General features: G+C 64.3%; 23 protein-coding genes, 1 tRNA gene and 2 pseudogenes. 16 read left to right on the top strand and 10 right to left on the bottom strand.

Going from position 1 to position 22,677, the window contains the following annotated elements; translation table 11 throughout:
* Both WS62_RS08305 and WS62_RS08300 read left to right on the top strand, forming a co-directional pair.
* Positions 1 to 112, top strand: a pseudogene (locus WS62_RS08305) (IS5-like element ISCARN85 family transposase); the annotation flags it as partial.
* A gap of 315 nt (positions 113 to 427) precedes the next feature.
* Complete coding sequence (locus tag WS62_RS08300; protein WP_197422786.1) at positions 428 to 751, top strand: hypothetical protein; 324 nt, start codon at positions 428 to 430, stop codon at positions 749 to 751.
* Positions 752 to 759: 8 nt separating this feature from the next.
* Here the strand turns inward: WS62_RS08300 and WS62_RS08295 are convergent, their stop codons facing one another.
* From WS62_RS08295 to WS62_RS08275, 5 genes are all read right to left on the bottom strand, one after another.
* On the bottom strand, positions 760 to 999 hold the full coding sequence (locus WS62_RS08295; RefSeq protein ID WP_066569981.1) for a hypothetical protein: 240 nt from the start codon (positions 997 to 999) through the stop codon (positions 760 to 762).
* A gap of 92 nt (positions 1,000 to 1,091) precedes the next feature.
* Positions 1,092 to 1,379: a PAAR domain-containing protein gene (locus WS62_RS08290; protein WP_044357849.1), complete on the bottom strand. Its 288-nt coding sequence runs from the start codon at positions 1,377 to 1,379 to the stop codon at positions 1,092 to 1,094.
* Positions 1,380 to 1,387: 8 nt separating this feature from the next.
* Positions 1,388 to 2,728, bottom strand: coding sequence for a type VI immunity family protein (locus WS62_RS08285; RefSeq protein ID WP_066569979.1), 1,341 nt, complete (start codon positions 2,726 to 2,728; stop codon positions 1,388 to 1,390).
* 38 nt (positions 2,729 to 2,766) lie between these two features.
* Positions 2,767 to 4,032, bottom strand: coding sequence for a VRR-NUC domain-containing protein (locus tag WS62_RS08280; protein WP_066570025.1), 1,266 nt, complete (start codon positions 4,030 to 4,032; stop codon positions 2,767 to 2,769).
* A gap of 25 nt (positions 4,033 to 4,057) precedes the next feature.
* The gene (locus WS62_RS08275; RefSeq protein WP_066569976.1) at positions 4,058 to 6,910 is read right to left on the bottom strand and encodes a type VI secretion system Vgr family protein; all 2,853 of its coding nucleotides are present in this window, start codon (positions 6,908 to 6,910) and stop codon (positions 4,058 to 4,060) included.
* Positions 6,911 to 7,219: 309 nt separating this feature from the next.
* On the opposite strand from WS62_RS08275, the gene WS62_RS08270 reads away from it, so the two are divergent.
* A tRNA-Gly gene (locus tag WS62_RS08270) sits at positions 7,220 to 7,294 on the top strand.
* A gap of 159 nt (positions 7,295 to 7,453) precedes the next feature.
* Positions 7,454 to 8,248: a tRNA (guanosine(46)-N7)-methyltransferase TrmB gene (trmB, locus tag WS62_RS08265; RefSeq protein WP_066569973.1), complete on the top strand. Its 795-nt coding sequence runs from the start codon at positions 7,454 to 7,456 to the stop codon at positions 8,246 to 8,248.
* Positions 8,249 to 8,365: 117 nt separating this feature from the next.
* Here the strand turns inward: trmB and WS62_RS08260 are convergent, their stop codons facing one another.
* The 4 genes and pseudogenes from WS62_RS08260 to WS62_RS39010 all read right to left on the bottom strand — a co-directional run.
* Positions 8,366 to 9,196 carry an undecaprenyl-diphosphate phosphatase gene (locus WS62_RS08260; protein ID WP_066569970.1) on the bottom strand — a complete coding sequence of 277 codons (831 nt, stop codon included), beginning with the start codon at positions 9,194 to 9,196 and terminating at the stop codon, positions 8,366 to 8,368.
* Between the two features lie 76 nt (positions 9,197 to 9,272).
* A complete protein-coding gene (locus WS62_RS08255; protein WP_066569967.1) occupies positions 9,273 to 9,854 on the bottom strand; it encodes a DUF1439 domain-containing protein in 582 nt (193 codons plus the stop codon).
* Positions 9,851 to 10,180 carry a YkgJ family cysteine cluster protein gene (locus WS62_RS08250; RefSeq protein WP_066569965.1) on the bottom strand — a complete coding sequence of 110 codons (330 nt, stop codon included), beginning with the start codon at positions 10,178 to 10,180 and terminating at the stop codon, positions 9,851 to 9,853. The genes WS62_RS08255 and WS62_RS08250 overlap by 4 nt, the downstream gene beginning before the upstream one ends.
* Positions 10,181 to 10,217: 37 nt before the next feature.
* A pseudogene (locus WS62_RS39010) lies at positions 10,218 to 10,307 on the bottom strand (coproporphyrinogen III oxidase); the annotation flags it as partial.
* 44 nt (positions 10,308 to 10,351) lie between these two features.
* Between WS62_RS39010 and hemN the strand changes: the two are divergent.
* The 4 genes from hemN (at position 10,352) to WS62_RS08230 (ending at position 13,165) form a co-directional block, all read left to right on the top strand.
* Positions 10,352 to 11,746 carry an oxygen-independent coproporphyrinogen III oxidase gene (gene hemN, locus WS62_RS08245; RefSeq protein WP_066569963.1) on the top strand — a complete coding sequence of 465 codons (1,395 nt, stop codon included), beginning with the start codon at positions 10,352 to 10,354 and terminating at the stop codon, positions 11,744 to 11,746.
* A 63-nt stretch (positions 11,747 to 11,809) separates the two neighbouring features.
* Positions 11,810 to 12,067, top strand: a complete 258-nt coding sequence (locus WS62_RS08240) for a hypothetical protein (RefSeq protein WP_066569961.1) — start codon at positions 11,810 to 11,812, stop codon at positions 12,065 to 12,067.
* Positions 12,068 to 12,173: 106 nt separating this feature from the next.
* On the top strand, positions 12,174 to 12,827 hold the full coding sequence (locus WS62_RS08235) for a protein-L-isoaspartate O-methyltransferase family protein (RefSeq protein ID WP_066486905.1): 654 nt from the start codon (positions 12,174 to 12,176) through the stop codon (positions 12,825 to 12,827).
* A gap of 14 nt (positions 12,828 to 12,841) precedes the next feature.
* Positions 12,842 to 13,165, top strand: a complete 324-nt coding sequence (locus WS62_RS08230; RefSeq protein WP_059470448.1) for a rhodanese-like domain-containing protein — start codon at positions 12,842 to 12,844, stop codon at positions 13,163 to 13,165.
* Between the two features lie 71 nt (positions 13,166 to 13,236).
* Here WS62_RS08230 and WS62_RS08225 read toward each other — a convergent pair whose 3' ends face one another.
* Entirely contained in the window at positions 13,237 to 14,565 is a 1,329-nt protein-coding gene (locus WS62_RS08225) for an aspartate aminotransferase family protein (protein WP_066569958.1), read from the bottom strand.
* 344 nt (positions 14,566 to 14,909) lie between these two features.
* On the opposite strand from WS62_RS08225, the gene urtA reads away from it, so the two are divergent.
* The 8 genes from urtA (at position 14,910) to WS62_RS08185 (ending at position 22,655) form a co-directional block, all read left to right on the top strand.
* On the top strand, positions 14,910 to 16,217 hold the full coding sequence (gene urtA / locus WS62_RS08220; protein WP_059470338.1) for an urea ABC transporter substrate-binding protein: 1,308 nt from the start codon (positions 14,910 to 14,912) through the stop codon (positions 16,215 to 16,217).
* Positions 16,218 to 16,305: 88 nt separating this feature from the next.
* On the top strand, positions 16,306 to 17,934 hold the full coding sequence (urtB, locus tag WS62_RS08215; RefSeq protein WP_066570023.1) for an urea ABC transporter permease subunit UrtB: 1,629 nt from the start codon (positions 16,306 to 16,308) through the stop codon (positions 17,932 to 17,934).
* Between the two features lies 1 nt (position 17,935).
* Positions 17,936 to 19,120, top strand: coding sequence for an urea ABC transporter permease subunit UrtC (urtC, locus tag WS62_RS08210; protein ID WP_066569956.1), 1,185 nt, complete (start codon positions 17,936 to 17,938; stop codon positions 19,118 to 19,120).
* Positions 19,117 to 19,980 carry an urea ABC transporter ATP-binding protein UrtD gene (gene urtD / locus WS62_RS08205; protein WP_059597602.1) on the top strand — a complete coding sequence of 288 codons (864 nt, stop codon included), beginning with the start codon at positions 19,117 to 19,119 and terminating at the stop codon, positions 19,978 to 19,980. The genes urtC and urtD overlap by 4 nt, the downstream gene beginning before the upstream one ends.
* A 4-nt stretch (positions 19,981 to 19,984) precedes the next feature.
* The gene (urtE, locus tag WS62_RS08200; protein WP_066569954.1) at positions 19,985 to 20,677 is read left to right on the top strand and encodes an urea ABC transporter ATP-binding subunit UrtE; all 693 of its coding nucleotides are present in this window, start codon (positions 19,985 to 19,987) and stop codon (positions 20,675 to 20,677) included.
* 184 nt (positions 20,678 to 20,861) lie between these two features.
* Positions 20,862 to 21,737: an urease accessory protein UreD gene (locus WS62_RS08195; RefSeq protein ID WP_066569951.1), complete on the top strand. Its 876-nt coding sequence runs from the start codon at positions 20,862 to 20,864 to the stop codon at positions 21,735 to 21,737.
* A gap of 220 nt (positions 21,738 to 21,957) precedes the next feature.
* Positions 21,958 to 22,260: an urease subunit gamma gene (gene ureA / locus WS62_RS08190; RefSeq protein WP_066569949.1), complete on the top strand. Its 303-nt coding sequence runs from the start codon at positions 21,958 to 21,960 to the stop codon at positions 22,258 to 22,260.
* 89 nt (positions 22,261 to 22,349) lie between these two features.
* Complete coding sequence (locus WS62_RS08185) at positions 22,350 to 22,655, top strand: urease subunit beta (protein WP_066569947.1); 306 nt, start codon at positions 22,350 to 22,352, stop codon at positions 22,653 to 22,655.
* The last annotated feature ends 22 nt before the right edge of the window (positions 22,656 to 22,677 follow it).

The raw sequence follows: 22,677 nt of genomic DNA, 5'->3' as shown, positions 1-22,677 counted from the left end.
GCTGTTCCGTCGATTGAAGGGCTTTCGTCGCATCTTCTCGCGCTTCGACAAACTCGATCTGATGTTCATTGCCTTTATCAACTTCGCCCTGATTGTCGAAGCCCTTCGATAGTGTGAACACGCCCTAGCCCAGCGGCTGAAAGCCCCTTCGGCATCCTCGTTGCGGACCGCATCTTGCGATTCGGACCCGCCCCTGATTCCGCCGGTCACGCACACGCGATCGCTCGCATGGGCGCCAGAGGGCCGATTGGTAACGTGCAGCGCAACCCGCAGAGATGCCCGTGGGCGCTACCGAACGGAGCTATTGTGCCGGATAGGGTCATGACCGACAACTACTCGAAGGTTTCACGTCTACGTACATCACGTGTGCCTCGGTACGCAGGCCCAAGCATGGCAAGCTATCAGTTTTCAACCACGAAACCAAGCCATGCTCGGCAGCACAAAAAAATATAGCGAAGACGCCAATAGGTACGATCAAAAGACCGTGAGCCAGCGGATCGAAGCGCTATTTCTCAACAATATTGGCCTAGTGGTCACGCGTGACCAGATCCTACGGGCAGCCACCAATCCAGTTACCGGCAAAGAGCCAGAGAACTGGCACCAACGCCTATCCGAATTACGAACAGACAAGGGCTACACGATCTTGTCGTGGCGAGACTCGAAGGATCTCGCACCCCAAGAGTACGATGCAGTGATGTACGAGATGCGCGAACACGCCGCGTGTGGCGACAATCTGACCAAGTGGGAATAATGATCGCGTCATGCACGATCCCCTGACTTCGCGGTATCGCGATATGCCGTCCATACCGATTCAAGCAACGACATGGGAATGTCGCCCGACTCGAATCCCGGAACGTCTTCGAGTAGCATCAGAAGACTATCGATAAAGTCTGCTCGGGAAAGGTCATGCCCAAAGTCTTCACGAACGGCCGCCACCAGTTCGTGAATTTGATCGGCGTTCAGCGACGAAAGGTCATCCGTTTGTTTGGTGTCGTTCATGTCGCCACCATCCCCTGATACCTGGGGTGACGACAACAGGGCGAAGTCAGTACAGCCACGAACAGCTTACTTCCGGTCGTGCCAATCAGACATCACACGTCAACCTTCATCACCTGCTGCGACGCGATGAGCTTCGGTGGCGTCGGACACTTGCAAATGCAAAGATCGTCACTCAGTGCGACACGGCGACCGTCCGGTCCTGTCATCGGAAGCCGCAGACCGACGCACTGAATCTTGCCGATCGATTTACATACTGGGCAAAACACATCGTCGTCCTCGTGCGCGATGTGCCTGCCGTCGAGTGCAAACGGCGTGATCTTGGCTTGGACCGTTCCCGCTACCGTCGTATGGTCGCCGTCGAGAATCAGATATCTCGTCATGATCGGCGTTACCCGTCTTGCTTCTGGTTCGGCGACCAGTGCCAGTTCGTCGTACCCCAAGAGCTTCCCTCAATCACGGGCATGATTTCACCCACCTCGAAATAACGACGGCTTCCCGCCTTGGCTGGTGTGTGCCACCATCCCGCTTCCGGACATGCACTGCCACCTCCCACACTCTGGCGGGCCGGTTCGCGATTCACAGGCGGCGGGACGATTGTCGGCGGCTCAGGAATCGGCGGTGCATCAGGCAAATCAAAACGGGCTACCCACTTGCGGGCGTTCTTCACATCGGCGCTCGGAAGATCGGGAATATAGGTGTGCAGTGCGTCGGGCTTCGGGTCGCGCAGCACACGCAGGACGCTATTCACGAACACGTACGGTTCAGGCAAGCCCTCTTCAGGAGCGCCAAGGCGGGGGAAGTCGCCCGCGCGGATCATCAGACACGCATTCGCGCGCTCGATGTGAATATCAGGACGATCAAGCCTTTCCCGGATCGCCACCTCGCCGCCCAAGCGCTCGATGAACAATTCGCCCAAGATCGTGTACCAGTTGACGCCTTTGATGAAGCCCCACCGACCGACCTTCGCACCGGGATGTAAACCGGGATAGAAAGCTGTCATCTCCTCTTTCGACTCGCCCTCATAGGAAATCGGACTGTATTCCCTTGCCTGAAAGTGGGCGGTGCTATCAATTTCCAATCCGCTGAATCGTTCCGCTAGCGCCCATTCCTGCGGCATATATCGATGGTAGCTGTAAGGCAGGATTGGCGCTAATCCGCCGTATCCTCCGCGCACGACCAGTTTGTTACATACATAGCGCAGGAACGCTTCATACTGAGCGATGCCATCGTCAGTGGTCACCAAATCCATCGGTACATTGAATTTCAAGTACGACAGACCGGACTCTTGTCCTTTCTTTGCAGTCCATCCGCGCGGCGAAACGTAATCGCGGCTGCTCGCAGTCCCGGTCAATGTTGCGATATCGTATTCTGCGGCCGTGTCTTGGTCAGTAGCGCTGGAACGCACCACGCTCACTGCTAAATGTGACGGCGTATCGATGATCGCACGACGAATCTTCTCAATGCCCTTCGCATCTCGTTTCGTAAATTTCCCCTCATCGGTGTCCTTGCCGCCCTTCAGGTGCTCGCCGAACATTTCGGCGAAGCGGTCAAAGCAGTCAAGGATCGCCTGTCGGACCTCAGGCTGCGAGCCGCGTTCAAAGAACACCGTACCGATGACACCCGGTAACACGCCCATTGAGTTGTCGGCAAGGCGCACGCTCAAATCTTCCTGATAGCGGGAAAGCGCCTGCAACGGCGTCAAGACAGGTTTCGAATCACTCAAAATCATAATCGGATCATCTATTGATCAGTCGCACATGAATTCGGTCAGCTTGCAGACAGTGCCGCAACTGCACTCCCACCCCCAACGACGACACCAAGGGTCGCAGCCAATGCCGCAGCGGCCTCCGCACCAGCCGCGATAATCGCACACAGAGCAGCAAATATTGCGATCAACTCGGGCAACAACAGGATCACGATTGCGACGCCGACGACAATGGCTACCGCTATCGCGACTCCTTTCAACAGCGTCACGCCGACCTGCGCCCAATCGATATGAGTGAGCACATCCCACGTCATATCGGTCATGCGCACAATTGCGTCCCACCCTGTCTTGAGTTGCGCAGCCGTGTAGCGGCAGATTTCGCGCCCTGTTTCGTCAACCCACACCCAAGCGCTATGCGCCTTGTCCGCGACCCACTGACCGGCCGTAAACATCCACGCCGCATGCTTATGCAGGAATGCGCTGGTTTCAGCAGACACGTATGAATACCCACGATGAACAGCGTCCCAAACAGAGGCGACAGCATGTTCAACCTCTTCGCCGAACTCGTGTGCCTTTTGCCACCAGTCCTCATACCAGACATGGTGCGGGACAGCGGGAATACTGCGGATGGGCACAGTCTGCCGCTCCTTCTCATCGTTGGTTTTCGGTGCGGGAATGGGCGCAGGCTTGGGAATTTTCTGCAGTTCGCCGTTGCAATCGGTCACATCGATCACCGACATGCGATTTTTGAAGTCACCAGCAATCGCCTGATAGGCCAACTCCTGCGCCCTTCCCAAGGTATCACCGGGAAACTTCACTTCCACGAGCCGTAGCAAATTGTTGACGTGACGCCCTCCTTCGCGATCGATCGTCCCACGACCCGGCCAGAGAATCGCCTCTTTTTCTACAATGATTACATCGGGACGCCGCAGCAAACCGACTATTGCTCCCGGCGGAAATGGATTTAGACTGCGACGGCGTTCCGATCCGTAGGGTTTTTCGTTACTCAAAAATGGTATAGGCGCTTCGGCCCCTTCCGAAAGAACACTAGGCTCCATATCGAAGCTGACTTCGGCCTTGTACTTGAACAGCCACTTCCATTTCTTACTTTCTTCAATGATCATCGGCACACTCATCGCGGACTGCATGAGCAACCGGTGAACGATCGAACCATCGCGCAACTTGACGGGAACGTACTTCGCCGTTTTCAGCGCAGTCTCGACCTTTTCCTGCAAATATCCCTTGGTGTTTGGCGGCAGATACGCGTACTCAGGTACACGCTCTTTGATCGTCTCGCACGCGCCCGCCGGTTGAAGTGACCCGCCCATTGTGTTCTCCAAGTATCGTCGGCACTCACGTGTGCTCGTCGGGGTCGACCTTCACATAATCGGCCCAAATGTCAGGTTCCCCGCCGCCTGCATACTTCCACGGCTCCACATCCTGCTTTTCCTGCTCGAACGCCTTGAGGCTCACGCTCTGTGCGCTCGGCGTAAAAACCGGCACCGTTTCGCCAAGATCGTTCGTGTGCCCGAGCACGGTTCTTCCCGACGGCAGTTTCAGTTCGTATGCATGTCGAATCATCGGTGTACCGTCCGTCTGGTTCTTCAGGACGTATTGCGCCTGATACGACGGCTTGAACTGCGGCATCGTGTACGACTCACTGACCGGCCCTGCGAAGCTGAACGACGCCCCCTTGAAATCAACGTTACCCGGCGCGTGTATCGAGACGTTGCCGCCTTTGATGCGGATCGTCGCACCGCCGCAGTACAGGACCAATTCCTGATCGGCTGCAATTTCCATCCGGCCGGCCACCGACAACAGTTTCACAAGCTGCTGCGCGATCATTTCCAGATCACCAGCCTGCGCCTGTATCTCGACCTTGCCGTTACCCGCAACGGCCTTGATCCCCTGGTTTCGTGCGAACAGGCTCAGATGATTTACCGTAGCGGCGTGCATCGATCCACCCGCCGCGAAATATGAATCCTGGCCGCTGATCCAGTTCGCCTGTTGGTCGGCACTCGCGTGAAGCGATTGATGTGTAGACAGGCCGATACCGGCCGGACTGCCGAGCAGCAACAGCGGTGCAGCGAACGCGTTGGCGTTACCCGTGCCACCGCCCGCAGTCCGACCTCCGGATGCTTCGCCGGATGCCGACTGCTTCGTTGCATCGGTGAATGTCGTCAGTGCATCGACACCGAGTTTCAGGCTCTCGGCCTGATGCTGTTCACTCGCATCCGAGATGCTGCCGAGCAGGTCTTTTGAGCGCGTAAGCTGCTCGCGTGCTTCGTCAACATCGAGTTGATCACTGTCACGCGACACGGGATGCGCGCTGATCGACACGCCCCGGCTGCCGCGCACAGATGCGTAATGGTCGGCATGCAACAGCAATCCCGAACCGAGATATCGCCCGCGCGTGTTGCCGCTCTGCTGAATCAAATATCCCTGAGCGATCGATGCGTAGCTGCTGCCCGTGTAGCTGACGAGCCGTGTACCGCTTTGATTCGTGGCGTCGTCGTGGACGAACGAATTGAACGCGCCCGTACCGCCAAAGCCCTGTGACTGGAATCCCGACAGCAGCACATTCGAATGCCACTGCGAAGGCGTCGTGCCGCCGTTGACGCGCCCCAAAATGAACGGCTTGTCGCAATCGTTTGCCCAGTAGGCGATTAAAACCCATTCACCGGCCCGTGGCACGTGCACCGATCCGTAGCCGTTGCCTGTATCGGCCTGCATGGTCGATAGCAGCGGCGACGATGCGAACGTGCCGTCCGGATTTTTGCGGTCCCATGCGAAATGCACACGTACTTGGTTCCGCTCGTTCGTCCACGCTTCCGATCCTTGCTGCGTCACGACGATCGCATGCTCGATGGTCATGTTCGGCTTGGGATGCGCGAGCGGGCTGCGATATTCGACGCTCGCCTCTTGCGCCTCAACCTCGATGACGAAAAATCCCGCTGTTCCGTCTTGTGCGTGTTCAGGTGTCTTAAAGCGCGTCCCGTGTGCTGCCTGCTGCTCGGCCAGCGTCGCGCGCAGACTACGCGGATATTCCGTCGCCTGTTGACCAATCGACACGTTGTTTTCGACGTACCAACGCGCCTCGATGGCGAGAAATTCCCGCTTCTTCGGATCGCTGTCGGGATGGCGTGGATGGTTGTTCAGCGTGAATCGCAACCCGGCGTCGAGCCATCGCAAACCCCCGACGCCGAAAAAGCGGCGAGCGCGCGAATCCCATCCCTCTACACGCCGATGTGCGCGGGCTGCACCGCTGTCCGAATCGGGGTAGCCGTACGCTGTCGGCTCGTAAACCGTCATGGGTGCAACAGGAATGCTGCGCGAATCCGAATATCGCCCGCCGTCCGCCGCGTAGGTTGTGGATTGCAGGGCGCTGTCGGTCTGGAAATGGGATGTTGGCCGCTTGTAGTCGAACGCGCGGGACATGTAGCGCAGACTCTGCATCGTCTGCACGACTGCCCATTGCGTAAACCCATCCGCTTCGTGATCAGCGTTACCGCGATAGTATTCGGCCGGTTTCGCTTCCGGCAGTGACGATACACGATCGAGAATGACGAGCGTCGTTTTCGGCAACTCACCTTCTTTCGTCGGCTCGTGCAGCCAATAGAAGTACCAGCCTTCATCTTCGAGAAGGCGATGCACAAAATGCAGGTCGGATTCGCTTTGACGGCACCATGACCGCACAGCAGGTTCGCGCGTCAGTTCGAACCGGAACCGCCCTTGGAACTGCGGATATCGGTTGAGAACGTCGGAAATGATTTCGCGCGCGTCCTTTTCGAGCCAACCCTCGTCGTTATGGGTCTTGCTCAGGAAAATCAGGGCGGAGGAAAATTCGAGCTGGTACGTTGACACGCTACCGTCGCCGCCCAAATACCCAACCTGATGCACGAATCCATGCACGGGTCGATAGGCCGAATCGGCGTAAAGTGCCGTCCGCTGCTGAATCCAGAGGGTGACTGGCTGATGCATCAGCGACAGCAAATCGGTGTCACCGCGCAGCGATGCAACATCCACGGTCCAGTGATAATCGCCGCCGATTCCGGATGATCCGCGCGCCCGCAATGGCGTCAATACGTTCTTGCCGAGCGGCGTATCCAGCATCAACAGCCGGTCGTGCTGCAACAAGCCCCGGTGGACGACCTCATACAGGCCGCGATTTTTCAGGCCCCCGAGTGCGGGTGGTCTGAGTACCATTTCACGTTGTCCTTCTCTCTCAGGTTCGACCGTCAGAGAAGCGACACAAGGACGGTCAGCCAGCGGCGACGCAAGGTCGCTCTCGCGCGATTCTAGCTAAAGTCTGAGGAATATTGTCTGGCTTGACGAAATTTGACGCCGATCCATTCAGAGGCAATCGATAGAAGGTAATTCCTTCGGTCGTCGCATCTCGGCCTCCCGCCCCAGCAATGCCACCGCTCCAACATCGAGCCATGCCAGTTTCGCTGCCACCGCCCCAAACCGCCCGCTTGCCATCCCCGCGTCAAACCCTGTAGAATTGCGCGTTTTGCGGGCGTCGTATAATGGCCATTACCTCAGCTTCCCAAGCTGATGACGTGGGTTCGATTCCCATCGCCCGCTCCACTTTCCGGCCGTGGATGCCATCCGCAGCCGAAGCACGCGAAGCCGCCTCGTCGAAGGCGGCTTTTTCGTATTTCATACGCAGTACCGGGCGGCCCGTCGATCGCGACGCTGCCGCACGCGCCGCGGCACCCGGCCCGCCACTCGCCTTTCATTGCCACGATGACTCACGACGATCCGAACGCTCCCGGCGTGCCGCACGACGACGCCAACGACGCCGCCTCCGCACCGGCGACCGACGCCGCTCCGGCAGCCGGCGCCGGCGACGACGAATCGAACCCGCTCCATCTTCGCCGCATCCGCAGCTTCGTGACGCGCGCCGGCCGCGTGTCGACCGGCCAGCGCCGCGCGCTCGACGAGTTCGGCCCGCGCTTCGTCGTCCCGTACGAGCGCGCACGGCCGGACTGGGACGCGATCTTCGGTCGCCGCGCGCCGCGCGTGCTCGAGATCGGCTTCGGGATGGGTGCTTCGACGGCCGAAATCGCCGCGCTTCGCCCGGGTGACGACTTCATCGGCGTCGAGGTGCACGAACCGGGCGTCGGCGCGCTGCTGAAGCTGATCGGCGAGCAGCAGTTGACGAACATCCGGATCATCCAGCACGACGCGGTCGAGGTGCTCGAGCACATGATCGCGCCGGGCAGCCTCGACGGCGCCCACATCTTCTTCCCGGACCCGTGGCACAAGGCGCGCCATCACAAGCGCCGGCTGATCCAGCCGCCATTCGTCGCGCAGCTCGCGACGCGGCTGAAGCCAGGCGCGTACCTGCATTGCGCGACCGACTGGCAGAACTATGCGGAACAGATGCTCGAAGTGCTCGGCGCCGATCCGACGCTCGAGAACACCGCGGAAGGCTATGCGCCCCGCCCCGACTATCGTCCGGTGACGAAGTTCGAGCGCCGCGGCTTGCGGCTCGGGCACGGCGTGTGGGATCTCGTGTTCAGGAAACGCGCGGACTGACGTGCGACGCCGCGCGAATCACGCGCGGCATCGACCCCGGTCGAACGAAGGTTTGCAGCGGCGAGCGCACCGCCGCCGCATATATCGGCTGTTCTGGCGAGAACCGCGGCCACGGCCTCAGGTCCACTCGATCCAGCCGCTGTAACCGACGAGCAGCACGAACAGCCCGAACGCGATCCGATACCACGCGAACGCGGTGAAATCGTGCGACGCGACGTAGCGCAGCAGCCAGCGCACGCACGCGAACGCGCTGACGAAGGCGGCGACGAGGCCGATCGAGAAGAGGCCGATCGAATCGGCGTCGAATGCGCGCCAGTCCTTGGCGGTCTCGTATAGCGTCGCGCCGAAGATCACCGGGATCGCGAGAAAGAACGAGAATTCGGTCGCGATGCGCCGATCGAGACCGCACAGCATCCCGCCGATGATCGTCGAGCCGGACCGCGACATCCCCGGAATCAATGCGAAGCACTGCGCGAGGCCGACCTTCAGTGCGTCGAGCGGCGTCAGCGCATCGATCGACTGCACGCGCGCCGGCGCCCCCCGCTCGCGCTGCCGCCCTTCGACCCACAAAATCACCACGCCGCCGGCGACGAGCGCGACCGCGACGGGCACCGGCGCGAACAGCACCGATTTGATGGTCTTCTCGAACAGCAGCGCGAGCGAGATCGCCGGAAGCGTCGCGATCACGACGTTCATCACGAAGCGCCGCGCTTCGCGCTGGGCGGGCAGGCCGGTCACGACGTCCACGATCCGGCGGCGATATTCCCAGCACACGGCGAGAATCGCGCCGAACTGGATCACGACATCGAACGTTTTCGCCTGTTCCGGATGAAAACGCAGGAAACTGCCCGCGACGATCAAATGGCCGGTGCTCGACACCGGCAGGAATTCAGTCAGCCCCTCAATGATGCCGAGCGCCAGCGCTTTGCAAATCAGTATCCAATCCATCCGTGGCCCGCTTCCGAAGTGAGTCAACCGAGGCCACGGAACCGCCGCGGCCGCTCCGGCCGCGCGCGGCGCGACGTCACTTTTCGACGATCGCCACGCGTATGCCGTTTGTAAGAATTGTGATTGTACCGGGTTCGTAATTCACGCCGGCAAATTGCAGCTGTTCCGGCTTGAACGTGTAGATCGGGTAATTGGTCAGCAATTGAGTCGCGACGAGGCCCGCCGCCGCACCGATCTGCTGCGTGTACATCTGCGCGTCGCCGTCGACGTTCACGCTGTCGACGGCGGGCGCCTTCAGCACGATCGAGCGGCTCGGCGCGTCGTACGCGAGCTGGCCCGACACGGTGAACTTGCCGTTGACCGGCTCGCGCAGGAACGGGCTCTCGAAGCGCGCGTCGAGGCGCACTGCGACCCGATTCTGGTCGGGCAGCAGCCCGAGCGCCGGATTCGCGAGCGCGACGTCGATCACCTGCGCGACCGTCTTCCGGTACGGGAACTTGCGGGCGACCGCGCGTTGCACGTCGCCTTGCGAGAACGTGTAGTGATCGGGGATGAACGGGAACGTCGACGCGCACGCGGCAAGCGACACGGTGACGCCCGCGGCCGCGCACGCGGCGATCAGGAAGCGGCGCCGGCTCGGCGCGCTCGTCTGGGTCATGCTGAATCTCCTGCTGGGGCAAGCGGCGCCGCGGGCCGCGTCTCGGCTTCGAGCCGGCCAAGCCAGGCGAGCGCGTCGGCGCGCGACACGCCGCACATCTCGTCGCTCGGCCGCAGGCCCGAGCAGCACGCGGGCCGCTCCAGGCGGCCGAAGATCGCGCAGCGCTCGCCGTCGACGAGCTGCGCGCAGCGCACGCCGGCCGGCTTGCCGTTCGGCATGCCGGGAATCGGGCTCGAGATCGACGGCGCGATGCAGCACGCGCCGCAGCCTTCGCGACACGCGTGCGCGGACGTCTTCCGCGAATTCACGACAACTTCGCCAATCATCACATCAAATATCCCAAAATCCACTACAACCGCCGCAAACGCCGAACGGCGGGCCGGCGGCGCGCGGAATCCGTATTGTGCCATCGGCCGCTGCGACGTTATTACACAATTCAATGAAACCGCCGATTTATATACTGAACGGCGTCACAGAGCACGATTCGAGCTTCCAGCATGACGCAGCCGATCCCGTCCGAAGCGCTGTTTCGCCCCGACCTGCTTGCCAAGTACACGGCGAACGGCCCTCGTTATACGTCCTACCCCACCGCTGCGCAGTTCCGCGTGGATTTCGATCCCGCCGACTACATCCGCGCGGCCGCCGACCCGGGCGCGTCGGCGAGCGATCTGTCGCTCTATTTTCATATCCCGTTTTGCGCGACCGCGTGCTTCTACTGCGGCTGCAACAAGATCGCGACCCGCAACCGCAAGCGCGCGCGCCCCTATCTCGACCAGTTGAAGCACGAGATCGCGCTGCAGGCGGCGCTCTTCGATCCCGAGCGGACCGTCACGCAACTCCACTGGGGCGGCGGCACGCCGACCTTCCTGTCGGACGCCGAAACCACCGAGCTGATGGCGGCGACCCGCGAATACTTCACGCTCGCGTCCGACCGCGCGGGCGAGTTCTCGATCGAGATCGACCCGCGCACTGCGTCGCCCGCGACGCTCGTCCATCTGCGCACGATCGGCTTCAACCGCGTGAGCCTCGGCGTGCAGGACTTCGATCCCGACGTGCAGCGCGCGATCAACCGCGTGCAGCCGCTCAAGATGACGTCCGACCTCGTCCGCGCGGCCCGCGCGACCGGCTACCACTCGATCAGCATCGACCTCATCTACGGACTGCCGCACCAGACCGTGTCGAGCTTCGCGCGCACGCTCGACACGATCGTCGAACTCGAGCCCGACCGGCTGTCGGTGTTCGGCTACGCGCACATGCCGCATCTGTTCAAGATGCAGCGCCAGATCGACGACGCCGCGCTGCCGCCGCCCGCGACGCGGATCGCGCTCCTCGGCCTCGCGATCGAGCGGCTCACCCGAGCGGGCTACGTGTACATCGGAATGGACCACTTCGCGCGGCCGGGCGACGAGCTCGTGCGCGCGCAGCGCAACGGCACGCTGCAGCGCAATTTCCAGGGCTACAGCACGCGCGCGGACGCCGACCTGATCGGCATCGGCGCGTCGTCGATCGGCAAGGTCGGCGACGTCTACGCGCAAAACGCAAAGGAGCTGCCGCGCTACGGCGCGGCGCTCGCCGAGCAGCGCCTGCCGATCGTGCGAGGCGTGAAGCTGCGCGCCGACGACCGGCTGCGGCGCGACGTGATCACGCACCTGATGTGCAATCTCGTGCTGCCGTTCTCGCATTTCGAGGCGGCGTACGGCATCCGATTCGCGAGCAAGTTCGCGCGCGAACTCGGCACGCTGCGCGGCTTCGAGCGCGACGGCCTGCTGTCGATCGGCGGCGATCGTCTGACGATTCACCCGGCGGGGCGCCTGTATTTGCGCAACATCGCGATGGTGTTCGACGTGTACCTTTCAGGCGCGCCCGAAACCCGCTATTCGAAGACCGTCTGACCGCGCGCTCGGCCCGCGTTATTGATAAAGTGACGGTTTCATCGCACTCCGTTTCCACGCACGATGCGCACCACGCAAGCGACCCGCGCGGTCGAACGCCTGAAAACCCGCACCGGCAATGCGCAATATGCGGCGGTCGGCATGCCGGGCGGCCTTTTCTACCTCGTCGACCGTTCGAGCGGCGCGGCCGACAAGCTCTCCAAGCCGCTGCCGCTCGAGGAATTCGTCGCGTTCGTCGACGAGCTCGGCCCGAAGAAGCCGCGCAAGATCAGCAAGTTCGACGCCGCGCTCGAGCAGCAGATCAAGAACAGCAAGCGCTAGCCGGTTTCGCGCTGCAGGCGGTCTGAAGGCAAGACCGCGACCCCGTTTGGTACAATTCGAGAGTTTTTCGTCCCCCGCCCGATTGCCGTCCAGGCAGCATGACACCATGAATATCGAAAAAGCACGTTTCAACATGATCGAACAGCAGATCCGTCCTTGGGATGTACTGGATCTAGACGTCCTGGGCTTGCTGTCGGTCATCAAGCGTGAGAACTTCGTGCCGGCCGCATACCGCGACCTGGCCTTCGCCGACATCGAGCTGCCGCTGCCGAACGGCCAGAAGATGCTGTTTCCGCGCGTCGAGGCCCGCATCCTGCAGGAACTCGCGGTGAAGAAGCACGAGAACGTGCTCGAGATCGGCGCAGGCTCCGGCTACATGGCCGCGCTCCTCGCCGCGCGCGGCCAGCGCGTGACGACGGTCGAGATCGATCCGGCGCTCGCGAAGTTCGCCGAAGAGAATCTGAAGAAGAACGGCGTGACGAACGTCGAAGTCGCGCTCGGCGACGGTTCGCGCGGCTGGCCTGCGAAGGCGCCGTATGACGTGATCTGCGTGTCGGGCGGCCTGCCCGTCGTTCCGCAAGAGCTGCTCGAGCAACTGAAGGTGGGCGGCCGCCTCGCCGCGTTCGTCGGCGGCCGGCCGGTGATGAAGGCGCAGATCATCACGCGCATCGACGAGAAGCAATACCGCGTCGCCGACGTGTTCGAAACCTACGTCGATCACCTCGTCAACGCGATCGAGCCGTCGCGCTTCAAGTTCTGAGTCGATACATGCCGATGCAGATCCTGACCGCGTCCGCCCTCGCCGAATGGCTGCGCGACCCGGCGCGCCCGGCGCCCGTCGTGCTCGATGTGCGCGAGCCCTGGGAAATCGCGACCGCGAAGATCGACGGCAGCGTGTCGATCCCCATGCAGCAGATTCCCGCGCGCAGCGAGGAGCTCGACGACGAAGCGGAGATCGTCTGCGTGTGCCACCACGGGATGCGCAGCGCGCAAGTCGCGATGTTCCTCGAATCGCGCGGCTTCACGAAGCTCTACAACCTGCAAGGCGGGATCGACGCGTGGTCGCGCGACGTCGATCCGTCGGTGCCGCGCTACTGATCGCGCATCGCGGCGGCGCGCGCAACGCGCGCCGTTTCGCGTGATCTTCCCGCGCATTCCTCCCTCTCCGCCTACTCCGTTTCCTTCAGCGCTTCCGCGACGATCGAGAACAGCTCGACGATCTGTGCCTCCTCGACGATCAGGGGCGGCGAGAACGCGAGGATGTCGCCCGTATAGCGGATCATCGCGCCCTTCCGGAAGCACTTGACGAAGACCTCGTACGCGCGCGCGCCGGGCTGGCCGTCGCGCGGCTTCAGCTCGACGCCGCCGACGAGGCCGAGATTGCGCACGTCGATCACGTGGCGCGCGTCCTTCAGCTTGTGGATCTCGCGCTCGAAGATCGGCCCGATCCGCGCGGCGCGCGTGAGGAGCCCTTCGCGCTCGTAGAGATCGATCGTCGCGACGGCCGCCGCGGCCGCGAGCGGGTGCCCCGAATACGTGTAACCGTGGAACAGCTCGATGCCGGCCGGCGCACCGTTCACGATCGCGTCGTGGATCGCGCCGCTCGCGGCCACCGCCCCCATCGGCACGGCCGCGTTGTTCGTGCCCTTCGCCATCGTCAGCAGGTCGGGCGTCACGCCGAAGAACTGCGACGCGAACGCCGCGCCGAGCCGCCCCCAGCCGGTGATCACTTCGTCGAAGATCAACAGGATGCCGTGCTTGTCGCACAACTCGCGCAGCCGTTCGAGATAGCCTTGCGGCGGAATCAGCACGCCCGTCGAGCCCGCGACCGGCTCGACGATCACCGCGGCGACCGTCGATGCGTCGTGCAGCGCGACGAGCCGCTCCAATTCGTCGGCCAGATGCGCGCCCCACGCGGGCTGCCCCTTCGAGAACGCCGCTTCCTTCAGGTTGAGCGTATGCGGCAGGTGATCGACGGACGGCAGCAGCGCGCCCGAATACGCCTTGCGGTTCGGCGCGATGCCGCCCACCGAAATGCCGCCGAAGCCGACGCCGTGGTAGCCGCGCTCGCGTCCGATGAAGCGCGTGCGCTGCCCTTCGCCGCGCGCGCGGTGATACGCGAGCGCGATCTTGAGCGCGGTATCGACCGCCTCCGATCCGGAGTTCGTGAAGAAGACGTGCTTCAGATCGCCGGGCGTATGGCGCGCGATGCGCGTCGCCGCCTCGAACGCCTTCGGGTGGCCCATCTGGAACGTCGGCGCGAAATCCATCTCCTCGGCCTGCGCCTTCACCGCCGCGACGATCTCGTCGCGCCCGTGTCCCGCGTTCACGCACCAGAGGCCCGCCGTGCCGTCGAGGATGCGGCGGCCATCGTGCGACGTGTAGTACATCCCCTTCGCCGCAACCAGGAGACGCGGCGCCTCCTTGAATTGCCGGTTCGCGGTGAACGGCATCCAGAACGCGGAAAGGTCGGGGGTCTGCGAAACGTGCTCGGCCATGGAGAACTCCTCGGAGATCGATCGAATGATGTTTGGAATACGTCGCGACGCGCGCTGACGAGCGCGCCGCTCGGGCGCCGCATCGAAGGGGAATCGCATTGAGAGTGTAAGCACGCGACTCGCGATGCACAACCATGCAGCATGCGCGTGCGCGGTGCTGCACCGCGACGGACCACGCGATGCGCGATCGCGAGCGTCGCAGGCACCGCGTCGCATCGTCGAAAGCCCCGCCGATGGGCGCGCGAACCCGAAAGGCGCAGCATCTGGCACATGCCTTGCGTATTCGGGTTCGCCGCGTGTCCGCTCCGGTGCGCGCCCACACTCCAACAGACAAGGGGAACTCGATGAAACGTCGCAGTCTTTTGAAGTTCGGATCGATGGCAGGCGTCATGGCGCTCGCGGGGCAAAGCCCCCTCTCGCGCGCGGCGGATTCGGGCAAAGGCCCGATCAAGGTCGGCATCCTGCATTCGCTGTCGGGCACGATGGCGATCTCCGAAACTTCGCTCAAGGACACCGCGCTGATGACGATCGCCGACATCAACAAGAGCGGCGGCGTGCTCGGGCGGCAGATCCAGCCCGTCGTCGTCGACCCCGCATCGAACTGGCCGCTCTTCGCCGAGAAGGCGCGCCAGTTGCTCACGCAGGACAAGGTCGCGTGCGTGTTCGGCTGCTGGACGTCGGTGTCGCGCAAATCGGTGCTGCCCGTGTTCGAGGAGCTGAACGGCCTGCTCTACTACCCGGTGCAGTACGAAGGCGAAGAGATGTCGCGCAACGTGTTCTACACGGGCGCCGCGCCAAACCAGCAGGCGATTCCGGCCGTCGAATACATGATGAGCGCGGAAGGCGGCGGCGCGAAGCGCTTCTTCCTGCTCGGCACCGATTACGTCTATCCGCGCACGACGAACAAGATCCTGCGCGCGTTCCTGAAATCGAAGGGCGTGAAGGACTCCGATATTCAGGAAGTCTACACACCGTTCGGACACAGCGATTATCAAACGATCGTCGCGAACATCAAGACCTTTGCGCAGGGCGGCAAGACGGCGGTGATCTCGACGATCAACGGCGATTCGAACGTGCCGTTCTACAAGGAGCTCGGCAACCAGGGGCTCAAGGCGACCGACGTGCCCGTCGTCGCGTTCTCGGTCGGCGAGGAAGAGCTGCGCGGGATCGACACGAAACCGCTCGTCGGGCATCTGGCCGCGTGGAATTACTTCATGTCGGTGAAGGGGCCGGCGAACACGAAGTTCAAGGAGCAGTTCGCCGCGTGGGTGAAGTCGCAGAACCTGCCGGGCGGCGCGAAGCGCGTGACCAACGATCCGATGGAAGCGACCTTCGTCGGCATCCATATGTGGAAGCAGGCAGTCGAGAAGGCGAAGAGCACCGACGTCGACAAGGTGCGCGTCGCGATGATCGGCCAGAGCGTCGCGGCGCCGTCGGGCTTCACGCTGACGATGGACGGCAACCACCACCTGCACAAGCCGGTGATGATCGGCGAGATCCGCGGCGACGGTCAGTTCAACGTCGTCTGGAAGACGAAGACGGCGATCCGCGCGCAACCGTGGAGTCCGTTCATCGCAGGCAACCAGGGCAAGCCCGATGTGGTCGGCTCGATTCCCGAGTTCCTGCGCCGCCGTCGCGCGGCGCTCGCCTGACGCCTCCGCAAGCGCCGCGCAAACGCGCGGCGCCGCCATCGCGCGCGGCCGCGCCGCGCGTTTTCTCTCCATTCGCGAGGACATACCGATGCCCACGCCTTTGAGCCGCACCGCCCGTGCGTTCGCGGCGCTCGCCGTCTGCGCGGCATTCGCGCTCGGCGCGCCCCGCGCGGCGTTCGCGGTCACGGCCGCCGACGTCGCCGCGCTCGCCGGCGACGATTTCGACGCGAAGACCGCCGCGATCGACCGTCTCGCCGCCGAGCGCGACACCGCCGCCGTCGCGCTCTTGAACGCGCTCGCGAACGGCGACGCGCTCGCGACCGACGCGGGACGCATCCTGATCCAGAGCGGCGACACCGCGCACGACGCGCTGACGAACGCGCCGGCGCAGGCGGGCGACGCGCAGCCCGTGATGCTCAACAACCTGCTGCGCACGAAGATCGCGAACGCGCTGTCCGGGCTCGACCTCGCGTCGTCCGATCTCGCGACGCGGCGCAACGCGATCGACGCGCTGCTGAAGCGCACCGATGCATCGCTGAAGCCGATGATCGACGCGGCGCGCGCGAAGGAAACCGACCCGACGCTCAAGCGCCGCCTCGATGCGCTGTGGGCGATCGCCGCGCTGCACGACGCCGATCCGGCGAAGCGCCTCGAAGCGGTGCAGCTCGTCGCCGCGCGCAACGATCTCGACATGATCGAGCAGTTGCGTCCGCTCGTCGCGAAAAACGCCGACGGCAGCTACGCGGAGCCCGATGCGCGCGTGCGCGACGCCGCGCGGCAAGGGCTCGACGCGCTGCACGCGATCCAGCGCCGCGGCGAGATCGCGGGCACGCTGTTCGCGGGGCTGTCGCTCGGCAGCGTGCTGTTGCTCGCCGCGCTCGGCCTCGCGATCACCTACGGTCTCATCGGCGTCATCAACATGGCGCACGGCGAATTCCTGATGATCGGCGCGTACGCGACCTACGTCGTGCAGACGCTCGTGCAGCGCTACGCGCCGGGCGCGTTCGACTGGTATCCGCTCGCCGCGGTTCCCGCGTCGTTTCTCGTGGCGGCCGCAGTCGGCATCGTGCTCGAGCGCACGGTGCTCAAGCACTTGTACGGCCGTCCGCTCGAGACGCTGCTCGCAACCTTCGGCGTGAGTCTCATCCTGATCCAGGCGACGCGGATGATCTTCGGCGCGCAGAACGTGCAGGTCGTGAATCCTTCGTGGATGAGCGGCGGCGTGACCGTGATGCAGAACCTGATCCTGCCGTACAACCGCCTCGCGATCCTCGCGTTCGCGCTCGCCGTGGTCGGCGTCGCGTGGGCGGTGCTGACGAAGACGCGCCTCGGCCTGTTCGTGCGCGCGGTCACGCAGAACCGCCGGATGGCCGCGTGCGTCGGCGTGAAGACGGCGCGCGTCGATTCGTATGCGTTCGCGTTCGGCGCGGGCATCGCAGGGCTCGGCGGCTGCGCGCTGTCGCAGATCGGCAATGTCGGCCCGGATCTCGGCCAGAACTACATCATCGATTCGTTCATGGCGGTCGTGCTCGGCGGCGTCGGGCAGATCGCGGGCACGGTGCTCGGCGGCTTCGGCCTCGGGCTCGTCAGCAAGGCGATCGAGCCGTTCTGGGGCGCCGTGCTCGCGAAGATCGCGGTGCTCGTGATGATCGTGCTGTTCATCCAGAAACGCCCGCAAGGGATGTTCGCCCTGAAGGGCCGCAGCGCGGAGGCGTGACATGACTTCGACGATCCACTCTCTTCCCGTCGCACAGGTCGCCGCCTCGGCCGTGCCGGCAACGCCCGCCGCGTCGCGCGTCGCGCTCGGCCTGCCGCCGCGCCCCACGCTGCTGTCGCGGCGCGCGTGGCTCGCGCTCGTCGCGCTGTGCATCGCGGTCGGCATCGGCGTGCCGCTCGCCGCGCTCGTCGCCCCCGAATCGAGCGCATTTCATCTGTCATCCTATGCAATGACGCTTGCGGGCAAGCTGATGTGCTACGCGATCGCGGCGCTCGCGCTCGATCTCGTCTGGGGCTACTGCGGCATTCTGAGCCTCGGGCACGGCCTCTTCTTCGCGCTCGGCGGCTATGCGATCGGCATGTACCTGATGCGCGCGATCGGCCGCGACGGCAAGTACGGCAGCGACCTGCCCGACTTCATGGTGTTCCTCGACTGGCACCAGCTGCCGTGGTACTGGAGCGGCACCGGGCATCTCGCATACGCGCTCGCGCTCGTCGTGCTCGTGCCCGCTGTCGTCGCGTGGGTGTTCGGCTTCTTCACGTTCCGCTCGCGCGTGAAAGGCGTGTATCTGTCGATCATCACGCAGGCGGCGACGTTCGCCGCGATGCTGCTCTTCTATCGCAACGAGACGGGCTTCGGCGGCAACAACGGCTTCACCGACTTCAAGCGCATCGCCGGCTTCGCGATCACGTCGCCCGGCACGCGCACGGTGCTGTTCCTGATGACCTTCGCGACGCTCGTCGCGTCGTTCGTCGCCGCGCGCGCGATCGTCACGAGCAAGCTCGGCCGCGTCGTCACCGCGATCCGCGACGGCGAGACGCGCATCATGTTCCTCGGCTACAGCCCGCTCGCGTACAAGCTGTTCGTGTGGGTCGTGTCGGCCGTGCTGTGCGGGATCGCGGGCGCGCTGTACGTGCCGCAGGTCGGCATCATCAACCCGAGCGAGATGTCGCCCGGCAACTCGATCGAGATGGCGATCTGGGTTGCGGTGGGCGGCCGCGGCACGCTGATCGGCCCGATCGTCGGCGCATTCGCCGTCAACGGCGCGAAGAGCGTGTTCACCGCGTACTTCGCCGAATACTGGCTGTTCTTCCTCGGCCTCATCTTCGTGCTCGTGCCGCTCGTGCTGCCGCGCGGCATCATGGGCCTCGTCGAAACCGTCATACGCAAGGGAACGCCACGATGAACGAGAACGCGATGATTCCCGATCTCGCGCAGCCGGACGGCGTCGATCTGCGCGCGGTCAGCGGCACGGCTCAGATGTCGCACGTCGTCGCGCCCGGCGCGATCGATACCTCGCACGGCACGATCCTCTATCTCGAGGATGTCGAAGTAAGCTTCGACGGCTTTCGTGCGCTGAAGAAGCTGTCGCTCGCGATCGACGCAGGCGAGCTGCGCTGCGTGATCGGTCCGAACGGCGCCGGCAAGACGACGATGATGGACGTGATCACCGGCAAGACGCGTCCCGACTCGGGCAAGGTGTTCCTCGGGCAAACGCTCGACCTTTCGCGAATGAGCGAGCCCGAGATCGCACGCACGGGCATCGGCCGCAAGTTCCAGAAGCCGACCGTGTTCGAGCAGCATCCGGTATGGGAGAACCTCGAGCTCGCGATGGCGACCGACAAGCGCTGGTTCGCGTCGCTGCGCGCGCGGCTCGATCGCGCGGCGCAAGCGCGGATCGAAGAGACGCTCGCGCTGATCCGGCTCGAAGACAGCGCGTACCGGCTCGCGGGCGAGCTGTCGCACGGACAGAAGCAGCGGCTCGAGATCGGCATGCTGCTGATGCAGCGCCCCGCGCTCCTGCTGCTCGACGAGCCCGCGGCCGGCATGACCGACCACGAGACGATGGCGCTCGCGGCGCTGCTGAACACGCTGCGCGGCACGTGCTCGATGATGGTCGTCGAGCACGACATGGAGTTCGTCGCGGCGCTCGCGGGCGACACGGGCCGCGTGACCGTGATGGCGGAAGGCGCGGTGCTCGCGCAAGGCACGCTCGATCACGTGAAGCGCGACGAAGCGGTGATCGAGTCTTATCTCGGACGATGATGCGATGCTGACGATCGAATCGCTGAACCAGTACTACGGCGGCAGCCACATCCTGCGCGACGTGAGCCTCGCCGCCGACGACGGCGAGCTGACCGTGCTGCTCGGACGCAACGGCGTCGGCAAGACAACGCTGTTGCGCTGCCTGATGGGCGTCGTGCCCACGAAGAGCGGCAACGTCGCTTGGCGCGGCAAGCCGCTCGGCGCGCTGCCGCCCTACGCGCGCGTCGCCGCGGGCCTCGCGTACGTGCCGCAGGGCCGCGACGTCTTTCCGCGACTCACGGTCGAAGAGAACCTGCTCGTCGGGGCGGCGAGCCGCAAGGCGCCGTCGAAAGTGCCCGACCGGATCTACGAGCTCTTCCCGGTGCTCAAGGACATGCGCGCGCGACGCGGCGGCGACTTGTCGGGCGGCCAGCAACAGCAGCTCGCGATCGGCCGCGCGCTGATGAGCGAGCCGCAGCTTCTGATCCTCGACGAGCCGACGGAAGGCATCCAGCCGTCGATCATCCAGGACATCGGCCGCACGCTGCGGCAGCTCGTCGACGAAACGAGAATGACGGTGCTGCTCGTCGAACAGTATTACGATTTCGCGCGCTCGATCGCCGATCGCTACTGGGTGATGAGCCGCGGCGAGATCGTCGCGGGCGGCGCGGGCAGCGAGATGGACGCGCATGGCGTGCGTGAGCTGATTGCGGTCTGAGCGGGGCGATTCGTATCGGACGACGTACTAAACGTACTAAACGTACTGAACGTTCCGCACGCGCCGGACGATATCCGCGAGCGGCCGGCGCGCGTCGAAGCCGCCCGCTCGCGCGCCGTCCCCCGCTCGCAGAAGCGAGCCGGTATCCTGTAGCATTAGCGCGCCCGCTTTTCCGATTCGACCGATGTCCGCCCACGAACCCCACGCTTCGCTCGTCCGCCCCGCCGCCAAGGCGTGGCACGCCCGGCTCGAACTCGGCTTCGAGCGGCAGCGGACGGGACGCACCGCGCTCGTCCATCGCCGGCACGTCGGGCCGCTGCGCGTGCAGCGCGCGCTCTATCCGGAAGGCGACGCGATCTGCCATGCGGTGATCGTCCATCCGCCGGGCGGCGTCGCGGGCGGCGACCGGCTCGAGATCGACGTGAAGCTCGCCGCCGATACGCACGCGGTGCTGACGACGCCCGGCGCGACGAAGTGGTACAAGTCGAACGGGCTCGACGCGCGGCAGCGAATCGACATCGACGTCGGCGCGCACGCGAAGCTCGATTGGCTGCCGCAGAACAATCTGTTCTTCGACGCCGCGCAGGCATCGCTCGAATTCGTGCTGAGGCTCGGCGACGGCGCGAGCGTGCTTGGCTGGGACGCGACGCAGCTCGGCCGCCAGGCGGCGGGCGAAGCGTGGTCGACGGGCGGCATCGCGTCGTTCTCGAAGATCGTCGGTCCGTCGGGGCGGCCGCTGTGGGTCGAGCGCGCGCGCCTCGATGCGGCCGATCCGCTGCGCGCCGCGCCGCAAGGGCTCGGCGGCTTTCCCGTCTACGGCACGCTCTGGGCGCTCGGCGCCGCATGCACCGACGCGCTCGCCGAATCGATCGCGCCCGCCCTGCCGTTCGACGATGCGCTGCGCGCTGGCGTCACCTGCGTCGCGCCCGGCGTGATGCTGATTCGCGCGCTCGCACATTCGATGGAGGCGCTGCAGCGGCTCTTCATCGCGCAATGGCTCGTGCTGCGCCCGATCGTCCACGGCGTCGATGCGATGCCGCTGCGCCTCTGGCAAACCTGAACGCCGCACGTTCCTGACGCACGCCTTTCAGAAAACGCGCCATTGCGGTGCGTGTCGCACCGCCGCGCAGCACGAACGCGCGCGGAAAACGCATGGCACGTGCCTTGCTCGCTCATTCCCGAAGGCTTCACCGCATGCGCACGTTCGCGGTGCTACAGTAACTTCGCGATCGCCGCGACGCGCGCCGCCCGAATATTACGTTTTCCAAAATGTTTCTTTCATGAAACTGACTCCCCGAGAAAAAGACAAGCTGTTGATCTTCACGGCGGCGCTCCTCGCCGAACGCCGCCGAGCCCGCGGGCTCAAGCTCAACTATCCGGAAACGGTCGCGTTCATCACGGCCGCGCTGATGGAAGCGGCGCGCGACGGCAAGACGGTCGCCGAAGTGATGCACTACGGCACGACGCTTCTGACGCGCGACGACGTGATGGAAGGCGTGCCCGAGATGATTCCCGACATCCAGATCGAAGCGACGTTTCCCGACGGCACGAAGCTCGTCACCGTCCACCACCCGATTCCGTGAAGGCGCGCCATGATTCACCGCCTGGTTCATTCCCTCCCGCATTCCGCCAACGGAAGCCGCGCCCTTCGCACGCTTTGCCGGGAGGGCGCATGATCCCCGGCGAATTCCTGACCGACGACGGCGAGCACGAGCTGAACGTCGGCCGCAAGACGATCGAGCTCGTCGTCGCGAACACGGGCGATCGCCCGGTGCAGGTCGGCTCGCACTATCACTTCCACGAAGTCAACGACGCGCTGTCGTTCGATCGCGCAGCCGCGCGCGGCTTTCGGCTAAACATCGCGGCCGGCACCGCGGTGCGCTTCGAGCCGGGCCAGGCGCGCACGGTCGAACTCGTCGAGCTCGCGGGCGCGCGCGTCGTCTACGGCTTCCAGGGCAAGGTGATGGGGCCGCTCTGAGCGCCCCGCCCCGACGCGACTC

Origin of the sequence: Burkholderia sp. ABCPW 14, from assembly GCF_001523835.1 — a bacterium.
Taxonomy (GTDB): domain Bacteria; phylum Pseudomonadota; class Gammaproteobacteria; order Burkholderiales; family Burkholderiaceae; genus Burkholderia; species Burkholderia mayonis.
The sequence above is the reverse complement of the archived record's forward strand: the minus strand, read 5'-3'. Positions and strand labels throughout refer to the sequence as shown.